15 protein-coding genes are annotated in these 24,805 nt (G+C 63.3%); 12 read left to right on the top strand and 3 right to left on the bottom strand.

Annotation, left to right across the window (positions count from 1 at the left end):
- Positions 1-31 precede the first annotated feature (31 nt).
- The 7 genes from aceE to AC5WNI_RS14435 all read left to right on the top strand — a co-directional run bounded on the left by aceE (position 32) and on the right by AC5WNI_RS14435 (position 10,111).
- The gene (gene aceE / locus AC5WNI_RS14465) at positions 32-2,707 is read left to right on the top strand and encodes a pyruvate dehydrogenase (acetyl-transferring), homodimeric type (RefSeq protein ID WP_175089105.1); all 2,676 of its coding nucleotides are present in this window, start codon (positions 32-34) and stop codon (positions 2,705-2,707) included.
- Positions 2,708-2,812: 105 nt separating this feature from the next.
- Positions 2,813-4,861, top strand: coding sequence for a pyruvate dehydrogenase complex dihydrolipoyllysine-residue acetyltransferase (aceF, locus tag AC5WNI_RS14460; RefSeq protein WP_487885990.1), 2,049 nt, complete (start codon positions 2,813-2,815; stop codon positions 4,859-4,861).
- Positions 4,862-5,133: 272 nt separating this feature from the next.
- Complete coding sequence (locus AC5WNI_RS14455; RefSeq protein WP_175089107.1) at positions 5,134-5,895, top strand: TerC family protein; 762 nt, start codon at positions 5,134-5,136, stop codon at positions 5,893-5,895.
- Positions 5,896-6,449: 554 nt separating this feature from the next.
- Complete coding sequence (adk, locus tag AC5WNI_RS14450) at positions 6,450-7,106, top strand: adenylate kinase (protein WP_175089108.1); 657 nt, start codon at positions 6,450-6,452, stop codon at positions 7,104-7,106.
- Positions 7,107-7,396: 290 nt separating this feature from the next.
- Complete coding sequence (gene tsaB / locus AC5WNI_RS14445) at positions 7,397-8,092, top strand: tRNA (adenosine(37)-N6)-threonylcarbamoyltransferase complex dimerization subunit type 1 TsaB (protein WP_175089109.1); 696 nt, start codon at positions 7,397-7,399, stop codon at positions 8,090-8,092.
- A gap of 205 nt (positions 8,093-8,297) precedes the next feature.
- Complete coding sequence (locus AC5WNI_RS14440; protein ID WP_175089110.1) at positions 8,298-9,116, top strand: undecaprenyl-diphosphate phosphatase; 819 nt, start codon at positions 8,298-8,300, stop codon at positions 9,114-9,116.
- 296 nt (positions 9,117-9,412) lie between these two features.
- Entirely contained in the window at positions 9,413-10,111 is a 699-nt protein-coding gene (locus AC5WNI_RS14435; protein ID WP_254627053.1) for a class I SAM-dependent methyltransferase, read from the top strand.
- 120 nt (positions 10,112-10,231) lie between these two features.
- Here the strand turns inward: AC5WNI_RS14435 and plsB are convergent, their stop codons facing one another.
- Positions 10,232-12,856, bottom strand: coding sequence for a glycerol-3-phosphate 1-O-acyltransferase PlsB (gene plsB, locus AC5WNI_RS14430; protein WP_175089111.1), 2,625 nt, complete (start codon positions 12,854-12,856; stop codon positions 10,232-10,234).
- A gap of 289 nt (positions 12,857-13,145) precedes the next feature.
- Between plsB and AC5WNI_RS14425 the strand changes: the two genes are divergently transcribed.
- The gene (locus tag AC5WNI_RS14425) at positions 13,146-14,267 is read left to right on the top strand and encodes a phospholipase D-like domain-containing protein (RefSeq protein WP_175089112.1); all 1,122 of its coding nucleotides are present in this window, start codon (positions 13,146-13,148) and stop codon (positions 14,265-14,267) included.
- Between the two features lie 103 nt (positions 14,268-14,370).
- On the opposite strand, the gene AC5WNI_RS14420 is transcribed toward AC5WNI_RS14425, so the two are convergent.
- Positions 14,371-15,099, bottom strand: a complete 729-nt coding sequence (locus AC5WNI_RS14420; protein ID WP_175089113.1) for a YecA/YgfB family protein — start codon at positions 15,097-15,099, stop codon at positions 14,371-14,373.
- A gap of 181 nt (positions 15,100-15,280) precedes the next feature.
- On the opposite strand from AC5WNI_RS14420, the gene AC5WNI_RS14415 reads away from it, so the two are divergent.
- The 4 genes from AC5WNI_RS14415 to AC5WNI_RS14400 all read left to right on the top strand — a co-directional run bounded on the left by AC5WNI_RS14415 (position 15,281) and on the right by AC5WNI_RS14400 (position 20,305).
- On the top strand, positions 15,281-15,937 hold the full coding sequence (locus AC5WNI_RS14415) for a SprT family zinc-dependent metalloprotease (protein ID WP_175089114.1): 657 nt from the start codon (positions 15,281-15,283) through the stop codon (positions 15,935-15,937).
- Between the two features lie 276 nt (positions 15,938-16,213).
- On the top strand, positions 16,214-18,160 hold the full coding sequence (acs, locus tag AC5WNI_RS14410; protein ID WP_175089115.1) for an acetate--CoA ligase: 1,947 nt from the start codon (positions 16,214-16,216) through the stop codon (positions 18,158-18,160).
- Positions 18,161-18,457: 297 nt separating this feature from the next.
- Positions 18,458-19,414 carry a DMT family transporter gene (locus tag AC5WNI_RS14405; RefSeq protein ID WP_254627045.1) on the top strand — a complete coding sequence of 319 codons (957 nt, stop codon included), beginning with the start codon at positions 18,458-18,460 and terminating at the stop codon, positions 19,412-19,414.
- A gap of 228 nt (positions 19,415-19,642) precedes the next feature.
- Positions 19,643-20,305, top strand: a complete 663-nt coding sequence (locus tag AC5WNI_RS14400; RefSeq protein ID WP_487885992.1) for a response regulator — start codon at positions 19,643-19,645, stop codon at positions 20,303-20,305.
- 133 nt (positions 20,306-20,438) lie between these two features.
- On the opposite strand, the gene AC5WNI_RS14395 is transcribed toward AC5WNI_RS14400, so the two are convergent.
- On the bottom strand, positions 20,439-24,437 hold the full coding sequence (locus tag AC5WNI_RS14395) for a NahK/ErcS family hybrid sensor histidine kinase/response regulator (protein ID WP_285461602.1): 3,999 nt from the start codon (positions 24,435-24,437) through the stop codon (positions 20,439-20,441).
- Positions 24,438-24,805 lie beyond the last annotated feature (368 nt).

The raw sequence follows: 24,805 nt of genomic DNA, 5'->3' as shown, positions 1-24,805 counted from the left end.
ACAAAAAATTTCTTCACTCGGAGAGACGTCTATGAGTCTGGAGGCAAGAGAAGATCTCGATCCGATCGAAACCACGGAATGGTTGGACTCCCTGGAATCGGTTCTGGATCGTGAGGGTGAGGATCGTGCCCAGTACCTGATGACACGCCTGGCCGACCGCCTGCGTCGTGATGGCCATCAGGTGCCCTTCTCGGTGACCACGCCCCATCGCAACAGTATCCCCGTGCACCGCGAAGCGCGCATGCCGGGCGACCTGTTCATGGAGCGTCGTATCCGTTCGCTTATCCGTTACAACGCCATCGCTCAGGTGATCCGCAACAACCGTGCCCACAAGGGCCTGGGCGGTCACATCTCGAGCTTCATGTCCAGTGCGACGCTTTACGACGTAGGTTTCAACCACTTCTTCCGTGCACCGGAAGGAGATTTCGAGGGCGATCTGCTCTACATCCAGGGTCACGTGGCGCCGGGCATCTACGCCCGCTCCTTCCTGGAAGGTCGTCTCAGCCAGGAGCAGATGGACAGCTTCCGCCAGGAAGTCGACGGCAACGGCCTGTCTTCCTACCCGCACCCGTGGCTGATGCCGGATTACTGGCAGTTCCCGACCGTCTCCATGGGTCTGGGCCCGATACAGGCGATCTACCAGGCGCACGTCATGAAGTACCTCAACTCGCGTGAGTTGAAGTCCATGTACGACCGCAAGGTGTGGTGCTTCATGGGGGACGGCGAGTGTGACGAGCCGGAATCCCTGGGTGCCATCTCGCTGGCTGGCCGCGAGAATCTCGACAACCTGATCTTCGTCATCAACTGCAACCTGCAGCGTCTTGACGGTCCGGTGCGCGGCAACGGCCGCATCATGGACGAGCTGGAAGGTGTCTTCCGTGGTGCCGACTGGAACGTGCTCAAGGTCACCTGGGGTCGCTTCTGGGATCCGCTCTTCGAACAGGACAAGAAAGGCATCCTGCAGAAGCGCATGGACGAAGCGGTCGATGGCGACTACCAGAACTACAAGGCCAATGGCGGCGCTTACACGCGCGAGCACTTCTTCGGCAAGTACCCGGAGACGGCCGATCTGGTCAAGGACATGTCAGACGACGATATCTGGCGTCTGAACCGTGGTGGCCACGACCCGTACAAGGTCTACGCGGCGTATCACGAGGCGGTCAACAACGCCAACGGTCGTCCGACCGTCATCCTGGCGCACACCGTCAAGGGTTACGGCATGGGCATGGGCGATGGCGAAGCGGCCAACGAAGCCCACCAGGTCAAGACCATGGAACACGAAGCGCTGAAGACATTCCGCGATCGCTTCGGTATCCCGCTGACCGACGAACAGCTCGAGGAAGTGCCGTACTACAAGCCGGCGGACGACAGTCCGGAAATGAAGTACATGCACCTCATGCGCGAACGCCTGAACGGCTACCTGCCGCAGCGTCGCACCGAGTACGAAACGCTGGAAATCCCGCCGCTGGACGACAAGATCTTCGCGTCCCAGCTCAAGGGTTCTAACGGCCGCGAAGTGTCCACCACCATGGCCTTCGTGCGCGTACTCAACGGTCTGGTCAAGCACAAGACCCTCGGCGAGCGTGTCGTGCCGATCATTCCTGACGAAGCGCGTACCTTCGGCATGGAAGGCATGTTCCGTCAGCTGGGTATCTACACCGCGGCAGGCCAGAAGTACGAGCCGGTCGACAAGGGTCAGATCATGTATTACCGCGAGGACCAGAAAGGTCAGGTCCTCGAGGAAGGTATCTCCGAAGCAGGCGCCATGTCTGCGTGGGTGGCGGCGGCGACGTCCTATGCCAACCACAACCTGCCGCTGATGCCGTTCTACGTCTACTACTCGATGTTCGGCTTCCAGCGCATCGGTGATCTGGCGTGGGCCGCAGGCGACCTGCAGGCACGTGGCTTCCTGGTCGGCGGTACTGCCGGTCGTACCACCCTGAACGGTGAAGGTCTGCAGCACCAGGATGGCCACAGCCATATCCTGGCCTCGACCATCCCGAATTGCCGCACCTACGACCCGACCTACGCTCACGAAGTGGCGGTCATCGTGCAGGACGGCATGAAGCGCATGTTCGAGCAGCACGAGCCGGTCTTCTACTACCTGGCGGTGATGAACGAGAACTACGAGCAGCCAGCGCTCGAGACGGTGCCCGCAGAGGACATCATCAAGGGGATGTACCTGCTCAAGGAAGGTGGCAAGGACGGCAAGGCACGCGTTCAGCTGCTGGGTTCCGGCACCATCCTGCGTGAAGTCGAGGCAGCCGCCGAGATGCTCAAGCAGGACTACGGTGTCGATGCCGACATCTGGAGCGTCACCAGCTTCAACGAGCTGCGTCGTGAAGCGCTGGAACTGGATCGTCAGGCCTTCCTCAAGCCGGAAGAGACCCCGGCCAAGCCGCACATCACTCAGTGTCTGGAAGGACGTGACGGCCCGGTCGTGGCTGCCACTGACTACATGAAGCTGTTTGCTGACCAGGTTCGTGCCTGGGTGCCGGCTGACTATCACGTGCTCGGTACCGACGGTTTCGGTCGTTCCGATACCCGCGAGAAGCTGCGTCACTTCTTCGAAGTCGACCGCAACTTCGTCACCGTCCAGGCCCTGAAGGCGCTGGCGGATCGTGGTGAGATCGACCGCAAGGTGGTCGCGGAAGCGATCAAGACCTACGGCATCGACCCCAACAAGCCGAATCCGCTGAACGTCTGAGCGGAGATCGCGGAACAGGCGAGCGGCACTCCCTTTTCGACATCATGATGATGCGAAGGTGATTCGGGTGTCGCTCCCCGTGCACGTTTTGGAAGGAGCACGATCTTGAGCAGCGAAATCATCAAGGTTCCCGACATTGGCGGTAGTTCCGATGTCGAGATCATCGAGATAGCGGTGGCGGTGGGGGATGTCATCTCCGCCGAAGACACCATGATCACTCTTGAGTCCGATAAGGCCAGCATGGATGTGCCGGCTCCGAAGGGCGGCAAGGTGGTGAAGATTCTCGTCAAGGAAGGCGACACCGTCTCCGAAGGCGACGATATCCTGGAGCTGGAAGCCGAGGGCGGTGGTGACACCTCCTCTGACGCTTCTGACGAGCAGGAAGCGCCGAAGGAAGAGGCTCCCAAGCAGGAAGCCTCTGAGCAGCAGGCGCCGAAGGAAGACGCTTCTGCACCGAAGGCAGCTTCCGGTGGCACCCGGACCGTCGACATCGTCGTGCCGGACCTGGGCGACTCCGAGGCCGTGCCGATCATCGAGATGGCCGTCTCCGAGGGCGATGAAGTCGATGCCGAAGATGCGCTGATCACGCTGGAATCCGACAAGGCCAGCATGGACGTCCCGAGCCCGCACAAGGGCAAGATCGTCAAGCTGACCGTCAAGGAGGGCGACAGTGTCTCTTCCGGTGACGTCATCGGTCAGATGGAAATCGCCGGTGAAGGCGGTGACAGCGCGTCTGATTCTGCGCCGGCCGAGCAGGCCTCTGCTTCCGAGTCCGCCTCTGAGGATGCGTCTTCCGAGGCACCGGCTGCTGAAGAAGAGCCGGCCTCCGGTGAGCCGGCCTCCGGTGAGCCGGAGCGCAAGGAATTGCGTGTCCCGGATCTGTCCGGCAGCGACAGCGTGCCGATCATCGAGATGGCCGTGGCCGTCGGTGACGAGGTCAACGAAGAAGACGCGCTGATCACGCTCGAGTCCGACAAGGCGACCATGGACATCCCGAGCCCCTACAAGGGCAAGGTGGTGGAGCTTTCCGTCAAGGAAGGTGACACCGTCTCCGAGGGTGACCTGATCGGTTACATCGAGGTCGCGGGTGCCGCGCCTGCGCCGAAGGCTGCCAAGTCCGAAGCGCCGGCTGCTCCTAAGGCGGAAAAGAGCGAGCAGAAGCCGGCTCCGACACCGGCCGGTGCGCCGAGTCCGGAAGCCCAGATGGCCGCTCACAAGCCGAGCAAGGGTGCCAAGGTCCACGCAGGGCCTGCGGTTCGCCTGCTGGCACGTGAGTTCGGTGTCGACCTGGCGGATGTCTCCGGCAGCGGTCCGAAGGGCCGTGTGGTGAAGGAAGATGTCCAGGCCTACGTCAAGCAGATGATGCAGAAGGCCAAGTCCGCACCGGCAGCCCCTGCCGCGCAGGCCACCGGCGGTGCCGGTATCCCGCAGGTGCCGGATCAGGACTTCAGCCAGTTCGGTGAGATCGAAGAGAAGAAGATGGGCCGCCTGATGAAGGCCGGTGCCACCAATCTGCATCGCAGCTGGCTCAATGTCCCGCACGTGACCCAGTTTGATGAAGCCGACATCACCGAGCTCGAGGCCTTCCGCAAGTCCATGAAGGCCGAGGCGGAAGCGGCAGGTGCCAAGCTCACGCCGCTGCCGTTCATGATCAAGGCGGCGGCTCACGCGCTGGCCAAGTATCCGCAGTTCAACGTCAGCCTCAAGGCCGACGGCGAGACCCTGGTGCACAAGAAGTACGTGCATATCGGTATCGCGGTGGATACGCCGGACGGCCTGATGGTGCCGGTGATCCGCAATGCGGATCAGAAGAGCCTGCTGGAACTGGCCAAGGAATCCGTGGAGCTGGCCAAGAAGGCGCAGACCAAGAAGCTCAAGCGCGAAGAGATGACCGGTGGTTGCTTCACCATCTCGAGCCTTGGCTCCATTGGCGGTACTGCCTTCACACCGATCGTCAACACGCCGGAAGTCGCCATTCTGGGCGTCTCCAAGGCGCAGATGAAGCCGGTGTGGGACGGCGCAGCCTTCCAGCCGCGTCTGATGATGCCGCTGTCACTGTCCTACGATCACCGTGCGGTGAACGGGGCGGATGCCGCGCGCTTCACGGCGTATCTGGCTCAGGTGCTGACCGACGTGCGTCGCATGCTGCTCTGATGACGCCTGTGGCATGAAGCGCGGGTGCCGTGACCTTCCTGGAAGGTGTCGGCATCCGCGTTGACAGGCCTGGCTGACAGGTCTGGCTGAAATAACGGCCTCCTTCGGGAGGCCGTTTTTTTGTGCATGTCCGTTGGCGTGGCAGGGCGGCGACCGCTGTTGCTGCCCTGCTCAACATGCGATGCTTCTCGCCAACCTGCCGCGATCTGCCGCAGCGTGCTGGCACGACCCGGAAAGACGGCCGGTTCTCGCAACACACAAGGAGCAAGACAATGGAATGGTTGATGGACCCTTCGGCATGGGTGGCTCTGGCGACCCTGACCGCGCTCGAGATCGTGCTGGGCATCGACAACATCATCTTCCTGTCGATTCTGGTCGCGCGACTGCCCGAGTCCCAGCGTCAGCGCGGGCGGATGATCGGCTTGGGCCTGGCGATGGGCATGCGTATCGTGCTGTTGATGTCGCTGTCATGGCTGATGTCGCTGACTGCCCCCCTGTTCAGCGTGGCCGACTTCAGCTTCTCTGGACGTGATCTGATTCTGGTCTTCGGGGGCCTGTTCCTGCTCGGCAAGAGCACCCACGAGATCCACGCCAACCTCGAAGGCGAAGACCCCGCCGAAGAGGGGGCGAAGAAGGGCAGCGCCAGCTTCATGGCGATCATGGTCCAGATCGCCTTGATCGATATCGTCTTCTCGCTGGATTCGGTGATCACGGCGGTGGGCATGGTCGATCACCTGATGGTGATGGTCATCGCCATCGTCATCTCGGTGGGCATCATGATGGTGGCTGCCAAGCCCATCGGCGATTTCGTCGATCGTCACCCGACCATCAAGATGCTGGCGCTGTCCTTCCTGATCATGGTCGGCATGATGCTGATGGTCGAAGGCTTCGGTGTTCACGTGCCCAAGGGCTACATCTACGTGGCGATGGCCTTCTCGCTGGCGGTGGAAATGCTCAACATCCGTCTGCGCAGCAAGCGCGCCAAGGCCGTGCGCCTGCGTCGCAGCAGCCAGGAGGAAGACGTGACCGAGTGAGACATTGGCACACCAACGGCTGACATGACTCAGCCTGATCACGCCATGGCGACCGAGCAAGGTGGCCCGGCGTGAGTGGAAAGACGCCCTCTGCGACCGCGTGCCGCAGGGGGCGTTTTCGTGTCATGCCAGCTGTGTATGGCAGGTCGGGAACCGGCGAGGAGGGTGGCAGGCCCTCCCGCGCGCCAAAACAGTGCCAAAGGGCGGCATACGCGCCTTTGGTGTGCTTGTGCCGGCGTCGTGTGAACGGTATCGTCAGCTCTACATTGCATGGCGATGACATAATGAGATCATCCGTGCGCGCCGTCGTTTCGCGCAGCATACATTGATCCGCTGCCCATATTCATCCTGGTCATCGATACGCTCGATGCGTTCGGCCCTCATGAGGTAGTCGAGCGTCTCGACGCCGCGAGTTTCGCCGCTTCACCTCGATCATGTCGACGACCAGAGCGCCTTGGATGGCTATCTGCCGCCGAGGGCAAGGTGCACCAGCGCCAGATGACCCTTTACACCCGTTTGATGCTTTTCATTTGCACACTCAAGGAGCAGTACCGATGCGTTTGATCCTGTTGGGCGCCCCCGGCGCCGGCAAGGGCACCCAGGCCCAGTTCATCTGCGAGCGTTTCAACATCCCGCAGATCTCTACCGGAGATATGCTGCGCGCCGCGGTCAAGGCCGGCAGCGAGCTGGGACTCAAGGTCAAGGAGATCATGAATACCGGCGGACTGGTGTCCGACGAGATCATCATCGCCCTGGTCAAGGAGCGCATCAGCCAGCCCGATTGCGAGAATGGCTTCCTCTTTGACGGCTTCCCGCGCACCATTCCGCAGGCTGACGCCATGAAGGAAGCGGGCGTGAAGCTGGACCACGTGGTCGAGATCGCCGTCGCTGACGAAGAGATCGTCAAGCGTCTGTCCGGTCGTCGTGTGCACCCGGATTCCGGTCGCGTCTACCACATCGAGTACAACCCGCCGCGCGAAGAAGGCAAGGACGACGTCACCGGCGAAGCCCTGATCCAGCGTGAAGACGACCGCGAAGCCACCGTGCGCAATCGTCTGTCCGTCTATCACGAGCAGACGGAACCGCTGGTCGAGTACTACTCCAGCTGGTCTGCCATTGGCGATGCCCAGGCACCGGCCTACCACCGCATCGAAGGCGTCGGCTCCGTCGACGACATTCGTGCCCAGCTGGTCAGCGCGCTGGAGCACTGATTGCCTGGTACGCCTCAGGTGGCTCAGCTGGAACAGACCGGCACGCGCTGGTGAAGCCGGCCGCCTGACGAGAAACGCCCGTAGACATTGTCTGCGGGCGTTTTTTTGTTCTTCGCATACTGGCGCGAATCAGGAATGAGGCGTTGCGGCAGGCCGCTTGACGGCGATGGAGCGGGGGTTGCAGCAGGAGTGACGCCCGCGGCCGACACCAGACGTGGACAGCCTGCGTCTTTTGCTGCCCGCGGGGGACGGGTAGAATCGCGTCACATTTTTCTGACGACGAACCGCCCATGACCACGCTTCTGGCCATTGATGCATCCTCTTCCGCCTGTTCCGTTGCCCTGTGGCAAGACGGCGTTGTTACTGCCGAGCGCTGTGAGGCTCCCCGTCAGCACACCCAGCGCATGATGCCGATGATCGAGACGCTGCTGGCCGCCGCCGATCTGACTCTCAATGACCTCGATGCCCTGGCCTATGGCCACGGACCGGGCTCGTTCACCGGGTTGCGCATCGCCGCCGGCACCATCCAGGGACTCGCCTTCGGTCTCGATGTGCCGGTGATCGGCGTCTCGACGCTGGCGGCCCTGTCACTGCAGGCCCACCGCCTGCATCACGCGCGTTTCGTGCTGCCGATGCTGGATGCACGCATGGGCGAGCTCTACACCGGCGCCTATCGCGTCGTGACGCGCGCTGACGGCGAGATCGCAGTCGAGCAGGTGCTACCCGAGCAGGTCTGTGCTCCGGGCCTGCTGGAGCTGCCTGCGGCGCTGCGCGAACACGACTGGCTGGCGGTCGGCTCGGGGCTGGTGATGCACGACGAGCTGCCCCAGAGCGTGCGTGCCAGCCTGGCACTGCAACTGCCCGAGCCGCAACCGGATGCCGAGGCCATGGTGATGCTGGCCGCCCAGGCGTATGCGCGCGGTGAAGCGGTGTCGGCGGTCGAGGCCCAGCCGGTCTATCTGCGCAACGAGGTGGCATGGCGCTGATGGCACCAGGGATCGCCATCTCGTTGCGTCATCGTGGGTTCAGCCAAGGCTGACATAAGGTTCGCGCATCATCATGTCGCGCCCGACACTCGCGGCGCGGCTTGACGCAAAGCGTTGTTCTGTCACTACGGCACGTGCAGTGCCACAGACGATGTCTGTCGTCCGTGTGGGCCATTGAGGCCCGTCTCTCTTAAAAGGATGTTTCATGGAACTCATGCATGTGGTGGCGTTGGCCGTCATTCAAGGTCTGACGGAATTTCTGCCGATTTCCTCCTCCGCCCACCTGATTCTGCCATCCCAGGTGCTCGGCTGGCCGGACCAGGGGTTGGCATTTGATGTTGCGGTACACGTCGGTACCTTGCTGGCCGTGGTGATGGCCTTCCGCAAGGATGTCGCCAATATTCTCGCTGGCTGGTTTGGCCAGTTCAGTGGCGGCGGCACGCTGGTGGCGCGCCAGACCGAAGACAGCCGTCTGGGCTGGGCAGTGTTGCTGGCGACGCTGCCGGCCGTGATCTTCGGCGGCCTGCTGGGCGATGTGGTGGAAACGGCCGGGCGCTCGATCGCGGTGATCGGTACCACCACCATCGTCTTCGGTCTGCTGCTGTGGTGGGCGGACGTCAAGGGCGCACGCACGCGTGACCTGGCGACGCTGACGCTCAAGGGCGCGCTGATCATCGGCCTGTTCCAGGCACTGGCCCTGATCCCCGGTACCTCGCGTTCGGGCATCACCATCACCGCCGCGCTGCTGCTGGGCTTCGAGCGACAGAGCGCCGCGCGCTTCTCCTTCCTGCTGTCGATTCCGCTGATCGTCGCGGCCGGCCTGCTCAAGGGCCTGGAGCTGATCGAGACCGGCAGTGAAGCCCAGTTGTTCGATGTCACCCTCGGCGTGGTGCTGTCCTTCATCTCCGCGCTGGTGTGCATCAAGCTGTTCCTCAAGGCCATCGACAGCATCGGCATGTTGCCCTTCGTCGTCTACCGTCTGCTGCTGGGCATGATGCTGTTCGGCATGCTGTTGCTGCTGTAAGCCATGCGCGCGATGACGTAAGCTTGTCCCCTGACGGCGTCGCTCTTGCGGCGCCGTCGGCGTTTGTCAGCCTGATCGCATGCCATGCGAGTTTCCCTTTTCCTGCGTTCCCCGTTTATCTTCACCGTTTCTCGTAGAGCCCATCCATGCTGCCACCCGAAGACTCCCTTGCTGCCCATGATGCAGCCGCCGATGCCGCTCCCGTGATCGCCATTGCCCGTTCACGGCTGCAGGCGCGCCCGGAGCTCGCCATGCTGGCGGCACATTTCGGTATCGCGCTGCGGGAAGATGACGAGATGCCGGCGCTCAAGCTTGAGGTGGCGCTGGACGAGCAGGGGGCACCGCGCCTGGTGATCGCCGGAGACGAGCGCGAATACGGCAAGCCGCTGTACGTCGATTTCGTCGCCGGTCGCGCCGATCATCGCCGTCGTTTCGGCGGCGGTCGCAACCAGCTGATCGCACGGGCCTGTGGCCTGAATCGAGGCGCACTGCCAAGCATCGTCGATGCCACCGCAGGACTCGGGCGTGATGCCTTCGTGCTGGCGAGTCTCGGGGCACCGGTATTGATGATCGAGCGCGTGGCGGCCACGGCGGCGATTCTGGTCGATGGCCTGACTCGGGCACAGAGCTGCGCAGATGACGAGATTCGCGAGATCGCGCTGCGCATGCAGGCGCTGCACGGCGATGCCACGCGGGAGCTCGGGGAGCTGGTGACGCAGTGGGACCAGCCGCCTCAGGTGGTGCATCTCGACCCGATGTACCCGCACCGTGACAAGTCGGCACTGGTCAAGAAGGAGATGCGTGTCTTCCGCGCCTTGGCCGGTGATGATGCGGACGCCCCGTCGCTGCTCGAGGCGGCGCTGGAGGTCGCGACGCATCGTGTGGTGGTCAAGCGGCCACGCAAGGCCGAGCCGATCGGCGGGCTCGCGCCGAGTCATGTGGTGGAGGAGAAGACCAGTCGCTACGACGTCTATGTGAAGCAGGCGCTGCGCTGATAGCACTGACGCTTGGCGATGGCGTCAGTGATGTAACTGCCTCCGCCAAACGCACAAGCCCCCGCTCGCGATCTGATCGCGGCGGGGGCTTTTTTGCTCCAGGGACCTCGGCCCATCATCTCATTCGCGCTGAGGGGTGGCGTCGGATGCCTTGCGGTCTGCTGATGCAGTTTCGTCAGCGGTCTCGCTGTCGTCGAGGGCTGGATGCTGCTCCTCGACCATGCCTTCCGCCGGGGCGTCGCTCTCGTTCTCGGTCTCGTTCTCGGCCTCGCTGTCGCGCAGTCGCACATGCTGCAGGCGGTGGCGCAGGGCGGGGTCAAACAGGTCACGGCCGTGCACCTGCAGGTCTTCCAGCGCTTCGCCGAAGCATAGCTGGCCGCTCTCCAGCCAGATGAATTCCAGCTCCAGCAGGGTATCGAGCAGACCACTGAACAGACGCTTGTCGAAGAACTCCGGTGCATTGAGGCCCGACAGCAGGGTCAGGCGTTCGGCCAGGGCGCCGGAATGGCTCTCGAGGGACTCGCGGTCCAGCGTGCCACTGCCGTGCTGCAACAGGGCGGCGATCAACAGATAGCCGCGTTCCAGCGTCGGTTGTACCGGCTGAGCCAGCAGGCGAAGCTGCTCGGAAGGCTCCTGACTGGCCACCGGACGTGACCAGCGCTCCGGGGTGTCGCCAGTCGCCGCTTGATGCTCCAGCAGGCCTTCCTCGCTCATCAGGGTCAGCGTGGCGGCGATATCCGCCTTCAGCTCAGGCGCCTCGGGGACGAACAGCTCGCGCACCAGCAGCGGCCAGGCGGGGCTGATCTGATCTTCCAGTGCCTCGAGGGTGTACTGGGCCGTATTGCGGAAGGCGAAGGCGATCAGCGCCGGCAGCGCCAGCAGGTGCAACACATTGTTGCGATACCAGGTCAGCAGGCTGGCCTGCTCTGGGGTGGCGATCACCAGCTCGCCAAGGCTCTGCGGGCGCAGGGTGACGAGCCCCAGATGCGCGCAGTGGGCGACCCACTCGTCCGGCGTGCCCTCGGGCAGGCTGTGGTCATGGCGGCCCGGCAGCTTGTCGGCGAGGCGCACCAGCATCGCCAGCTGGCGTTGCAGCAGGCTGGCCTCGATGGCGTGGTGGGCGGTGGACAGTAGCACCAGCGCCGTCAGCGAGACCGGGTTGAGCGCCGCGGCGGCATTGATGCGCGTGGCGATTTCATGTCCCAGTTGCGGCACCGCCTGGGTCAGCCATTCTGGGCGGCGCTGATGGCGGCTGGCCTTCCAGTCCGGCGCGGTGTCATCCAGCCATTCGCCCAGCTTGAGCGGCTCGCCGATGTTCAGGTAGACCTTGCCGAAAGGCTGCTTGAGCTGGCCGAGCACGCGGATGAGGTCCAGCGGTGATTCCTTCTTCTTGCTGGCTCCCGACAGCTCGCGCTGATAGCTCAGGCTCTCGAAGACCTTCTCGTAGCCGATATAGACCGGCACGAAGGCCACTTCGCGGCGTGTATCACGCAGGAAGGAGCGCAGGGTCATCGCCAGCATGCCCGGGCGCGGGGGCAGCATGCGGCCGGTGCGTGAGCGGCCACCCTCGATGAAGTACTCCAGTGGATGGCCACGGGTGATCAGCTGGTGCACGTACTCGTCGAAGACGGTGGCGTACAGACGATTGTTGCGGAAGCTTCTGCGCAGGAAGAAGGCGCCGCCACGGCGCAGGATCGGGCCGATGATCGGCATGTCGAGGTTCTTGCCTGCGGCGACGTGGGGCGTCATCAGGCCCTCGTGGAACAGCACGTAGGACAGCAACAGGTAGTCGATATGGCTGCGATGACAGGGCACGTAGATCAGCTCGCAGTCGCCGGCGATGGCCTTGACCTGCGACATGCCGCGTACCTCGACGCCGTCGTAGAGCTTGTGCCACAGCCGCTTGAGGGCATGCGCCAGAAAGCGCTGCACCGGATAGCCCATGTTGGAGGCGATCTCGCGACCATACTGCAGGGCGCGCTTTTCCAGGCGCGCCGGCGCTTGACTCTGCTCGCGTGCCAGCTCGCTGACCACGTCCTGCACGGCGGGTGCCTTCTGCAGGTTGCGAATCATGGTGTGGCGGTGGGAGAGGTCCGGCCCCAGCAGGCGGGTTCGCACGCGACGGAAGTGCACGCGCAACAGGCGCGAGATGCGGCGATGCGCCAGCGCCGAGTCCTGTGGGCCTTCCCTGAGCGCTTCGTGCAGCTTGAGCGGCTGGCCGAAATGCACATCCACCGAGCGCCCATGGACCAGAATCGCGATGGCACGGCGCAGCACGCCCGTCACCCGCCAGCTATCGGCGGAGATGAACTTCCAGAAGCCGAATTCCTTGCCCGGTGCACGCCCCCAGAACACGCTGACCGGCACCAGCTGCACCTCGACATCACTCGGGGCGTCTTCCAGCGCGGCGATCAACTTGGCCAGTCGACGTGACAGCAGGCTCCTGTCGCTGCGCGAGCGCCGTAACAGGCGGAGACGAGAGTGGCTCAGGCGCAGGTCGCCTATGCTCAGAGACAGTGTCGGAGAGGGCAGGCCGCGTGCCTCGCACAGCTGCTCGACCACCAGCTCGTCGGACAATGCCTGGTATGGGAAGACGTAGACCACCGGCAGCGCCGGGTCGAGGTTCAAGGCGCTGTGGTCCAACGCATTGATGTCGGGCTCCACCGCGCGCATTTCCACCCACTTGTCCAGCAGACGGCGACTGACATTGCGCAACGGGCGCAGGACTAAGGTGACTGGCGACATGGTGAGGCTCTCGCAGGTGTGGACAAGGACGGACTACCGGAAACGACAATCTGTCGGCGTTCACGAATAAAGCATCGGGTCGATGAATCAGGGTTGAAGGCGACGTTTTCATGGTCTGGCTGGTAGCGCTCAGCGCGAGCATGATATTGAGCATTATACGCATTCTATCCGCGGACGCCGTGGCAGGGCTCTGTGATGACAGAGCGCACAGTGCCAGCATCTGGCGGTGCATCGTCATGGGCATCGTCATCGGTATCGTGCCGTGCAGGGAAATGACGGGAGGCAAGGCATGCTGGGAATGTGGCGATCAGGCAATCGATTCACCTTGCTGCCGGAAGGCGCGCGTTTTCTGCCCAGCATGCTGGAGGCGGTGGAAACCGCGCGCCATTCCATCCTGCTGGAGCTGTATCTGGCCGAGAGCGGCCACCTCAGTCGTGTACTGATCGATGCTCTGTGTGGTGCGCGCCGCCGCGGCGTGACGGTGCTGGTGCTGCTGGATGGCTTTGGCTCGCTGGGCCTTGAGGAGGCTGACCGTCAGCGCATGATCGAGGCGGATATCCAGCTCAGGATCTACAACCCGCTTTCCTGGTGGCGACTGGGGCGCAACCTGACACGGGACCATCGCAAGCTTTTGGTGGTCGATGGAGAGGTGGGCTTTACCGGCGGCTTCGGGGCGGTGGATGTCTTCGCCGAGGCCTGGTCGGAAGTCGCGATACGCATCGAGGGGCCGTGCATCAGTGACTGGGTGCGCCTGTTCGCACGCGTGTGGGACTCCGCGGCCAGTCGTGGCCATGGCAGTCGGCTGGCGGTACGCAGCATCAATGTGCGTGCGGGCCGGGTCGAGGGCTATCTGGGCATGCGTGGGCGGGTGGTCTGGGGGCATGGTTTCCGCTATCAGGCCATCCGTCATTCCCTGCAGCACCAGGCCAGTAGCTCACGCAAGCGGCTGTGGGTCTGCACGCCATACTTCGTGCCGACCTTCAGCATGCGGCGGCGTCTCAAGCGCGCGGCGCGCCGGGGTGTCGATGTCCGGTTGCTGATCGCCGGTCAGCATCATGATCACCCGGGCGTGCGCTCGGCGGGGCAGCGCTTCTATGCCGGGCTGCTCAAGGCGGGCGTGCGTATCCATGAATTCCAGCCACGCTTTCTGCACGCCAAGTTCTCGCTGGCGGATGACTGGGTGACGCTGGGATCGTGCAACTTCGATCATTGGAGCCTGCAGTGGAATCTGGAGGCCAATCAGGAGGTGCAGGACCATCGCTTCGCCGCCGACGTCGCCACGCTGTTCGAGCATCATTTCGCTCACAGCGTCGAGATCACCCAGGCCGCCTGGCAGCGTCGGCCGCTGATGCAGCGCTGTCGCGAGTGGGGGTATGGCACCCTGGATAGCCTGGTGACGCGGCTACGCTGAGAGGCGCACACGGCCTGGTGAAACGACAACGCCGGATGACCCATGAGGTCGCCCGGCGTTGTCGTTTTCAAGGCTGCATGGCGTTAAGAGCGCCATGGCAGGCTCAGCGCTTCTTGCCGCTGCCCTTGCCGCCGCTCTTGTTGCCACCCTTGCCACTGCCCTTGTTGCCGGCATGCTTGCTGCGCGGAATGCCGGCCGCACCCGGTGCGGCGGACCCCTTGCGACGCGGCGACGGCTTGGGGCTCTCCGGCGGGACACGGTAGAGCAGGTAGAGATCCAGCAGCAGTTCCGGCAGCTGGTTGACGAAGCGCTGGGCACCGATCGGGTCGGCGATCAGCTCACCGATCTCCGGGTCTTCATCCTCGAAGACGCCAGAGATGGCCATGAATGGCAGCAGCAGTTCGGCGGCAGTCTCTTCCTGGGTACCGAACCAGGCCTCCTCGTCCATGAACACGCCTTCCATGAAGCCGGCACACCAGTCTCCGATCGGCGTCTCGACCGGGTCGGCACCGCCCAGCTCCAGCTCGAACAGCAGTTCCGGCAGCACGCCGTGCTCTAGGGCATCGATGGCGTTGGCGCGCATCTGCTCGAACAGGGAGACGACTTCCGCTTCCTGCTGCGGGCTTTCATAGCTTGGCTGCCCCTGGAAGAGTTCCGGCAGCCACAGGCTGGAGGGCACTTCGCGCGGCGCGATGGCCAGTGCCAGCATGAAGCCATGCGCACTGATGATATCGAGAGCTTCCGGGCCGACGATGTCGGACTCGAGGAATTCGTCGAGGATGTCGAGGGATTCATCATCCAGCAGCGGCTGGGTCTGGACAGGCTCGGCCATGGGGGAGTCTCGCGTGCGATAAGGGGAGAAGTCGAACAGTGCCGCCTGGCTACCAGGGTGAATCAAGGGGAACCGGGCAGGCGTGAATGGCGCTAGTGTATCATTTCACGCCCCGAGGAGTGGTACGCTCGCTCATCATCAGCTCATCCGTTCCTTCGCTCTGCTGTCTGGTCTTCGTGTCATGTCATCATCCACTCGTCGTGTCGTCAGTCGTCACCGCTTTCCGCCCGACCATGCTCTGGCCTGCCTGGGGGAGGCCCCCGCCACGCCGCTGCCGCTGGCCGATGCCGCCGCGCTCGAGGCGCTGACGGCACCTGCCCTGCACGCGACGCTGGAGGCGCAGGTGCTGGCATGTCTGGCACGGGCGCGCGCCCTGTTCCCAGAGCTGCGGATGCCGTCAGTCTCCTGCCGCCTCAAGGGGCGCACGGCGGGCACGGCGGATTCGGCGCGCCAGCGGCTGCGCTTCAATTGGCAACTGCTCAGCGAGAATCGCCATCACTTCCTCAGTCAGACCGTCCCTCACGAGGTCGCTCACTGGGTGGTGATGGAGGTGGTCGAGCGCGCCGGCAAGACGCGCGTCAAACCCCATGGCCCCGAGTGGCAGCAGGTGATGACCAATCTCTACGGCGTCCCGCCGGAGGTGACGCATCGCATGGATGTCTCGACTGCCAGCCCGACGCCCTGGGCCTATGGCTGTGGCTGCGATACCGCGCACCATTTCAGCTCGCGACGCCACGCCAATGCCCAGCGCGGACATCGCTATCGCTGTCGGCGCTGTGGCCAGGAGTTGAGCGGGCCCTTGAATGACCCGGCGCGCAATGCGTCGATTGCGCGTTGAGGCGCTTTTCGCTCGCCAGCATGTCATTGCAAAGTGCGAGTCGTGTCAGAAGGTGTCTTTTCAGGCGGTTTCTGTCCTCCGAACGTCGCTGTGACCTTGGTGTAATTTGTTGATAAACAGTTGAAATAATTAGTAAAAATTTATCTACCAAGGTCTAGTGTGTGGCCCCCCCATGCTTGGGTTTAAGCTGAAATGGACTTGCCTCGGCTCGCCTGCGCTTCACGCATGCCGCGTGGGACAGCGAGTCGCCAGCCAATCCGTCAGAGGTCACGCCACATGAGCGAACATGCCAAGGTTCATCCGGTCACTCCCGATGCCGCCGCCCACGCCTGGGCAGACCGCGAGCGCTATCAGGCCATGTATCAGCAGTCCGTCGAGGCACCGGAGACATTCTGGGCCGAGCAGGCCCAGTCACTGGACTGGTTCGATGCGCCCTCGGTGATCCGCAATACCAACTTCGGTCCCGGTGACGTCGATGTGCGCTGGTTCGAGGATGGCAAGCTCAACGTGGCGCACAACTGCCTCGATCGCCACCTCGCCGAACGTGGCGATCAGGTCGCCATCATCTGGGAGGGGGACGACCCGAACGAGTCCCAGTCGATCACCTATCGCGAGCTGCACGCGCGTGTCAGCCAGTTTGCCAATGGCCTCAAGGAGTTGGGAGTCAAGCGGGGCGATGTGGTCACGCTGTACATGCCGATGATTCCCGAAGCCGCGATGGCGATGCTGGCCTGTACGCGCATCGGTGCCGTGCATTCGGTGGTGTTCGGTGGCTTCTCGCCGGACGCACTGGCGGGACGTATCGTCGATTCCAGCTCGCGCATCGTGATCACCGCCGATGAGTCACTGCGGGGTGGCAAGCGCGTACCGCTCAAGGAAAACGTCGATGAGGCGCTGGAGCGTGATGGCACCGACTGTGTCGACCACGTGCTGGTGGTGCGGCGTACCGGCGGTGAGGTGAACTGGGGCAGCCGCGATGCCTGGTTCCATGAGCTGGTAGACCGTCAGTCCAGTGACTGTCCGGCCGAGGCGATGGGCGCGGAAGACCCGCTGTTCATTCTCTACACCTCCGGTTCCACCGGCACGCCCAAGGGCCTGAAGCACACCACGGGCGGCTACCTGCTCTATGCCGCGATGACCCACCGCTACGTGTTCGATTACCACGACGGTGATATCTACTGGTGCACGGCGGATGTCGGCTGGGTGACCGGCCACAGCTACATCGTCTATGGACCGCTGGCCAATGGCGCGACCACGCTGATGTTCGAGGGTGTGCCCAGCTATCCGACCCACGGGCGCATCGGCGAGATCGTCGACAAGCACCAGGTCAACATTCTCTATACCGCCCCGACCGCCGTGCGTGCGCTGATGGCACACGGTGACAGCGTGATGGACTCAAGCTCGCGCACGAGCCTGCGGCTGCTCGGCTCGGTGGGAGAGCCGATCAACCCCGAGGCCTGGGAGTGGTTCCACCGCGTGATCGGCAATGGCAATTGCCCGCTGGTGGACACCTGGTGGCAGACCGAGACCGGCGGCATCATGATCGCGCCGCTGCCGGGCGCGACCGATCTCAAGCCGGGTTCCGCCACGCTGCCGTTCTTCGGTGTGCAGCCGGCGCTGGTCGACAACGAGGGCAACATTCTCGAGGGTGCGACCGAAGGCAATCTGGTGATTCTCGACAGCTGGCCGGGGCAGGCGCGTTCCATCTGGGGCAATCACGAACGCTACGTGCAGACCTACTTCTCCACCTATGCCGGCATGTACTTCACCGGTGACGGCTGTCGTCGCGACGAGGATGGCTACTACTGGATCACCGGGCGCGTCGATGATGTGCTCAACGTCTCTGGCCACCGCATGGGCACCGCCGAGATCGAGTCCTCGCTGGTGGCGCATGAGGCGGTCGCCGAGGCCGCCGTGGTCGGCTATCCCCATGACATCAAGGGTCAGGGCATCTACATCTACGTGACGCTCAATGATGGCATCGAAGCCAGTGATGAGCTCAAGAAGACGCTGACCCAGTGGGTGCGCAAGGACATCGGCCCGATCGCCTCGCCGGACGTCATCCAGTGGGCACCGGGGCTGCCCAAGACGCGTTCCGGCAAGATCATGCGCCGTATCCTCAGGAAGATCGCCGCCAACGAGACCGACGGCCTCGGCGATACCTCGACACTGGCGGACCCGTCAGTGGTGGATGACCTGATCGAGCAGCGCGCCAACCGCTGAACGCGGCGAGTGACGGTCGTCGCGGCCTGACAAGACACGCAGCGACAGCAAAGCGCGGGAGCCTGGCTCCCGCGCTTTTTTGCGTCTGTCTGTGGGCATCTATCGAATCACTTTCCTCTATCGGTTCACTTTCATTGCCCGCGCTTTTGCGCAGTGCGAGACGTGAAAGGTTGGCCATCGAGGAGGTACTGGCTTGATAATGATGTGGCAGCGCATGTGTCAGCGAACTCTGCTCGCACCCTCTGTTTGCGCCTCGCTGCGCATTTCCCCAATCAATTCAAGATCAAGGCCGCCCCCATGTCAGCAGGCAAGTCGGATGCATCCTGCCCCGCCTCTCAGCCAGCCAGTCCCCCTTCCGCGTCGTCGTCCAATGAGGGTGAGAATCGTCCTCGCGCCGTCATCCTGATGTGCCTGTCGGCGATCTCGTTCGCGCTGATGGGGGCGATGGTCAAGCTGAGTGGCGACCTGCCGTTGTTCGAGAAGGTCTTCGTGCGCAACCTGGTCAGTCTCGGCGTGGCGGTGGTAATGGTGCGCATGGCGGGCGCGCGTCTGCTGGGCCACTGGCATCACCAGCCGATGTTGATGGCGCGGTCACTGATCGGGCTTGGCGGCGTGATGAGCTTCTTCTACGCCATCGATCATCTTCTGCTGGCAGATGCGACTATTCTGAATAAGCTATCGCCGTTCTTCGTCAGCCTGTTCGCCGGCCTCTTCCTGGCCGAGCGTCTCGGCGGCTGGCGGCTGGTCGGCATGCTGGTCGCCTTCTCTGGCGCGGCGCTGGTCATCAAGCCGCAACTGGCATTTGCCGAGGGTGGGGTGGAGGCGTTGTTGCCCGCCATGGTCGGGCTGGGTTCGGCAATGCTGGCGGGGGCGGCCTATACGCTCATCCGTGCGATGAGAGGGCGCGAGGCCTCGGCGACCATCGTGCTGCATTTCTCGCTGGTCTCCAGTGTGGTGACATTGGTGCCGATGTTGATGAATCCGGTGATGCCGAGCGGCCCTCAGGCGCTGGCCTTGCTGGGCATCGGCGTCTTTGCGGCCGGCGGTCAGATTCTGATGACCACGGCCTATCGCCTCGCACCGGCGGGGGAAGTGTCGATCTATTCCTATCTGACCATCGTGTTTTCGGCACTGGCGGGCTGGGCCATCTGGGGGGAGGTGCCGGATATCGCCAGTCTGATCGGCTTCGTGCTGATTGCCGGTGTCGCATTGATCGGCTGGCATGCCAGTCGCGTTGCGGGTAGGGTTGTCTGACTCACCATCCCCAGGATGCTGTCAGAATCAGCGCACGGATTGTTCGCTCGCCGGGCATCAATCCGTGCGATACTCGTGTTCCCCGAGCGAAACATCAGTGCATCTTCCGATGGTGGGCTGCTTTGTTAAACGCGCGTTTTATGGGGTAACATGCCAGAAAATAACGGCGATTGTTGACCGGCCAGGAAGGTCGGTGATGATCACCATCGGGGTTTTGGAGGAGACTCAATGGCCTTTGCCCAGAAGTTCATCGTTGCAGACGATCACCCGCTCTTTCGTGCCGCACTGACCCAGGCGCTTAGACAAGTCGCCTCTCAGGCAGAGATCGTCGAGGCTGACAGCATGGAAGCGACCAACGAAGTCGTTGCCCGCCATCCCGATGCCGACCTGATCCTGTTGGACCTGCACATGCCGGGAGCCCACGGCTTCTCCGGTCTGATCCAGTTGCGTGGCCAGACACCGGACATCCCGGTGGCGGTCGTGTCCAGTAGCGAGGAGCCCTACGTGGTGCGCCGCGCCATCGATTATGGCGCCTCCGGCTTCATTCCCAAGTCCGCCAGCCTCGACGTCATCGCCGAAGCCATCGGCGAGATCCTCGAAGGCGAGGTCTGGCTGCCGACGGACATCGCCGAGGCCATGGGCGAGTCTTCCGAGGATGAATCGCGCTTCGCCGAGGCGATCGCGTCACTGACGCCGCAGCAGTTCCGCGTGCTCAACATGCTGACGGAAGGTCTGCTCAACAAGCAGATCGCCTATGAGCTGAATGTGTCCGAGGCCACCATCAAGGCCCACGTGACCGCGATTCTGCGCAAGCTGGGCGTGCATTCGCGCACCCAGGCCGTCATCGCGGCCCAGCGTCTGGAAGTCGAGCCGCCGAAAGTCCGCTCCTGATCCTGCGTCAGCGCTTGAGCTGAGGCTCTCCTCGAGAGTCGCGCCTTCAAGCCACAAAAAGCCCGCCCTGTCGCTGACAGGGCGGGCTTTTTGCTTCTACTAGGTCTAAAGAGCGACAGGCCAGCCCACCTGTTCAGGGGGCTGGGTCATCCGTCGCGGCATCGGGAGCATCGCTCGCGCCACTGGTGTGCTTCTCGGCGCGATTGGCCTGCAGGCTGCGCGTCAGCAGCGCACGCAGCGCGGCGGGTCGCACCGGCTTGAGCAGCAGGTGATAGCCCGCACGGCGCACTTCCTCGGCGACCTCATCGGTGCGGTCAGCGGTGATCACGATGCCCGGTACCGAGCCCGCCAGGCGTTCATCCAGCGCATCCAGCGCCATCAGGCCAGTTACCTCATTGTCGAGGTGGTAGTCGGCGAGGATGGCATCCGGATCACCATCCAGGTTGCGGATCACCGACTTGGCGCCGCCGATCGAGGTCGCCGTGAACACCTCGCAACCCCAGCCGGACAGCATCGCCTTCATGCCCTCGAGAATCAGGCTCTCGTTGTCGATGCACAGGACGCGAGTGCCGGTCAGCTTGTTGCCGGCGCGCTTGCGAGCTGGGACGGCATCGGGCAGCTCGGCTGCCGGCAGCTCCTTGCTGATCGGCACGCTGACGGCGAAGACGGTGCCGATGCCGACCCAGCTGCGCACCGTGATCGGGTGGTCTAGCACCCGGCTCATGCGTTCGGCGATCGACAGCCCCAGGCCGAGGCCCTTCTCGCTCTCCTTGTGGCGCTCGGTCTGATCGAGGCGCCGGAACTCCTGGAAGATCTCGGTCAGCTTCGACTCGGGAATGCCGGGGCCGGTGTCCCAGACCTCGATGCGAATGCGATCGCCCAGACGGCGGCATCCCAGCAGCACATGGCCCTGGCGGGTATAGCGCACCGCGTTGGAGAGGAAGTTCTGCACGATGCGTCTGAGCATCTGGCCATCGGAATCCACCGCCAGCTGCGTCATCACCACTTTCAGGTCCAATCCGCGATCTTCCGCCATCACCTCGAACTCGGCCTTGAGCGGCTTGAGGATATCGGAGAGGCGGAACACGCTGCGGCGTGGCGCCAGTGCCCCGGCATCCAGCTTGGAGATGTCGAGCAGGGTGCTGAGCAGTTCCTCGGCGGCCTGCAATGAGTTGTCGATGTGATTGGTGGTGGTCTTCATCTCGCCTTCGACCTGCTGGGCGAGGGCGGAGGTGAACAGACGCGCCGCATTCAGTGGCTGCAGCAGGTCGTGGCTGGCCGCGGCCAGAAAGCGTGTCTTGGAGGCATTGGCATCCTCGGCCAGCTGCTTGGCCTGACGCAGTGCCTGCTCGGCCTCGGCGCGCACGCGGTTCTCGGTGCGCAGGGCCTCGTTGACCTGTGACAGCTCCTGGGTACGCACGCGCACGCGCTCTTCCAGGTTCTCGTTGGTCTCCTTGAGGGCGATCTCCGCCAGACGTCGCTCGGTGATGTCCTGATAGAGCGCGAAGAAGCCGAGGATGTTGCCCTTGGTGCTGAAGTGCGGCGTATAGGTGACCAGCATGTAACGCACGCCGCCTTCCGGGGCCTCCAGCGAGATCTCGAAGGAGACGCGCTCACCGGACAGCGCGCGCGTCATCCACGGCGCGCGTTGGCGATAGATGTCTTCCGGCATCGCCTCTTCGGCGGGCTCGCCGATCACGGCGGTACGGTCGATGCCCATCACCGCTTCATAGGCACGGTTGGTGAAGAGGTAGCGACACTCCTTGTCGAAATAGGCGATCAGCGCCGGCACGTTGTCGGTATAGATGCGGATGTTGTTTTCCGAGCGGATCAACGCCTCTTCGGTGCGCTTCTGCTGGGTGATGTCCTGATAGGTGTAGACGAAGCCGCCACCGGGCATCGGATTACCCTGGATCTCCATCACGCTGTCATCCTGGCGATAGCGCACGTAGCGGTGCGGCTCGCCGTTGCGGATGGCATCCAGCAGCTGGTCGACGTGCTCTTCGGGGTCGCCCGGGCCGTATTCGCCGTTGTGGGCGTTGTAGCGGAAGATGCGATCGATGGGCGCACCGACCCGAATCAGGTTGTCGGGGAAGCGGAACATGTCCAGGTAGCGCTGGTTCCACACCACCAGGCGCATGTGCTGGTCGACCACGCTGATTCCCTGGTGAATGTTCTCGATGGTCGCCTGCAGCAGGGCGCGGTTGAATTCGAGCACCTGTGAGGCTTCATCGACGATGGAGATGACATCCGAGATGCCGATGCCGCGACCCTGCAGCGCCGAGTTGACGACGATGCGTGCCGAGGAGGCACCGAGCACCGAGGCCAGGAAGCGTTCGGTGAACTGGATCAGGTCGATGGAGGCGCGTGCATGCAGCTCCAGCGGCTGGCCGCTACGGCGCGCGTAGTCCTCGAAGGCGCGCTCGACCTGCTCATGGCTCAGGAATCGTTCGCATAGGACGCGCAGGTCCGAGACGGAGGTGGAGCCGGTCCAGGGGCGCGAGACGCTGGTCTGGCGGGTCTCGACGCTGTCGACGAACAGCGAGGCCTGGATGCGCTCGACCACGCGCTGCGGTGTCATCTGCGAGACGAAGATGTAGCAGAACAGGTTCAGGCCGAGTGACAGCATCACGCCGTGGGTCAGCGGGTCATTGAAGCGGAAGCCGAAGAGACCATGCGGCGACAGCCAGTCGATACCCAGCGGCCCCTGGTTGACGATCTCGGCCGGCATCAGACCCGCCTGTGCCAGTGCCGGCACGAGCAGGGACCAGGCCCAGACCGCGAAGCCGACATTCAGGCCGACGATGACGCCGAGGCGGTTGCCGCGCTTCCAGTAGAGGCCACCCATCAGTGAGGGCGCGAACTGGGCGACGGCGGCAAACGACAGCAAGCCGATGGCCGAAAGGGTGCTGTATTCGGCGATCAGCAGATAGAAGCCGTAGGCCAGCGCCAGGATCATCACGATGGTCAGACGGCGCGCCAGCAACACGATATGGCTGTAGTCGCGTGCCTCGGTATCGAACCAGCGCAGGCGGAACAACAGCGGAATCACGATCTCGTTGGAGATCATGATCGAGACCGCGACGGCGGCGACGATCACCATGCCGGTGGCGGCGGAGAAGCCGCCGATGAAGGTCAACAGGGTCAGCCAGGTCTGGTCTGCCGCCATCGGCAGCGCCAGCACGAAGCTGTCCGGTGATACCGAACCATCGGGGAACATGGTCAGACCGGCGGCGGCGATCGGCAGTACGAAGAAGGAGATGGCGATCAAGTAGATCGGGAACATCCAGCGCGCACGCCGGGCGTCATCGTGGTGGGTGTTCTCGACTACCGCGACGTGGAACTGACGCGGCAGGCAGAAGATCGCCAGCATCGCCAGCAGAGTCTGGGCCCAGAAGCCGGTGCCGAAGGTCTGAGTCTCCAGCTGCTGTTGCAGCTCCAGATAGGTGTCGGCCTTGGTGAACAGATCGCCCAGGCCATTGAACATGCCCCAGGTGACATAGACGCCCAGGGTCAGGAAGGCGACCAGCTTGACCAGCGATTCGAAGGCGATCGCCTGCAACAGGCCGACATGGTGCTCGGTGGCGTCGGTGTGGCGGGTGCCGAACAGGATGGCGAACAGCGCCATGATCGCCGCCACATAGAAGGCGGTATCGCCCAGCCAGGCGGTTCGCGTGACATCGCTGGTGTCGGTAAGTACCTGATAGGCACTCGAGACGGCCTTCAACTGCAGGGCGATGTAGGGCAGGGTGCCGACCAGGGCCACCAGCGAGGCGAACACCGCCAGCGACTGTGTCTTGCCGTAGCGCGAGGCGATGAAGTCGGCGATCGAGGTGATGTTCTGGCGCTTGGCGACCCGAATCATCTTGAGCAGGATCGGCCAGAATAGCAGGCAGGCCAGAATCGGCCCGATGAAGATGCTCAGATAACTCCAGCCGCTGGTCGCGGCCTGCCCGACGCTGCCGTAGAAGGTCCAGCTGGTGCAGTAGACCGCAAGCCCCAGACTGTAGACCGCTGGGCGCCGATTCGGCGACCCGTGTTTCTTGGCGTTGCGATCACCCCGCCATGCAATCGTGAACAGCACCGCGATATATGCGAGTGCCACTGCGATCAGCCACCAACCCTGGAACATGTCGCTCTCCTCTCTGGAAGCGCCATTCTACGCAGCCCCGCCACGAGTCCCAAGCACTGTGCATGACAGACTCGGCGTCATGAGAGTCGTGAGGGAGATGCTCCGTCATCCATTGATACGCAGACGCCTCGATGATCGGCGTCAAGAAGCCGTAATTGGCGTCTGCACAACGGGCTTATTTTTCGGTATCGGCCAATGTCATGCGCGCAACGCGCGGAAGATTTCGTCAATCATCCTTCGCCCATTTGGCCAATAGACCAAGGGATTGCATCTTTAGGATATGAATCAACTTGTTGATTTTAAATGAATTGCATCGTTCTCAACCTTGCTCCATCAGGGGTGGCTGACATTCTCGACTAAAGTCAGCC

The organism is Cobetia sp. PDI-12MA, assembly GCF_059507695.1.
Note: the sequence above shows the minus strand (reverse complement) of the source record. Positions and strands in the feature narration are given on the sequence as shown.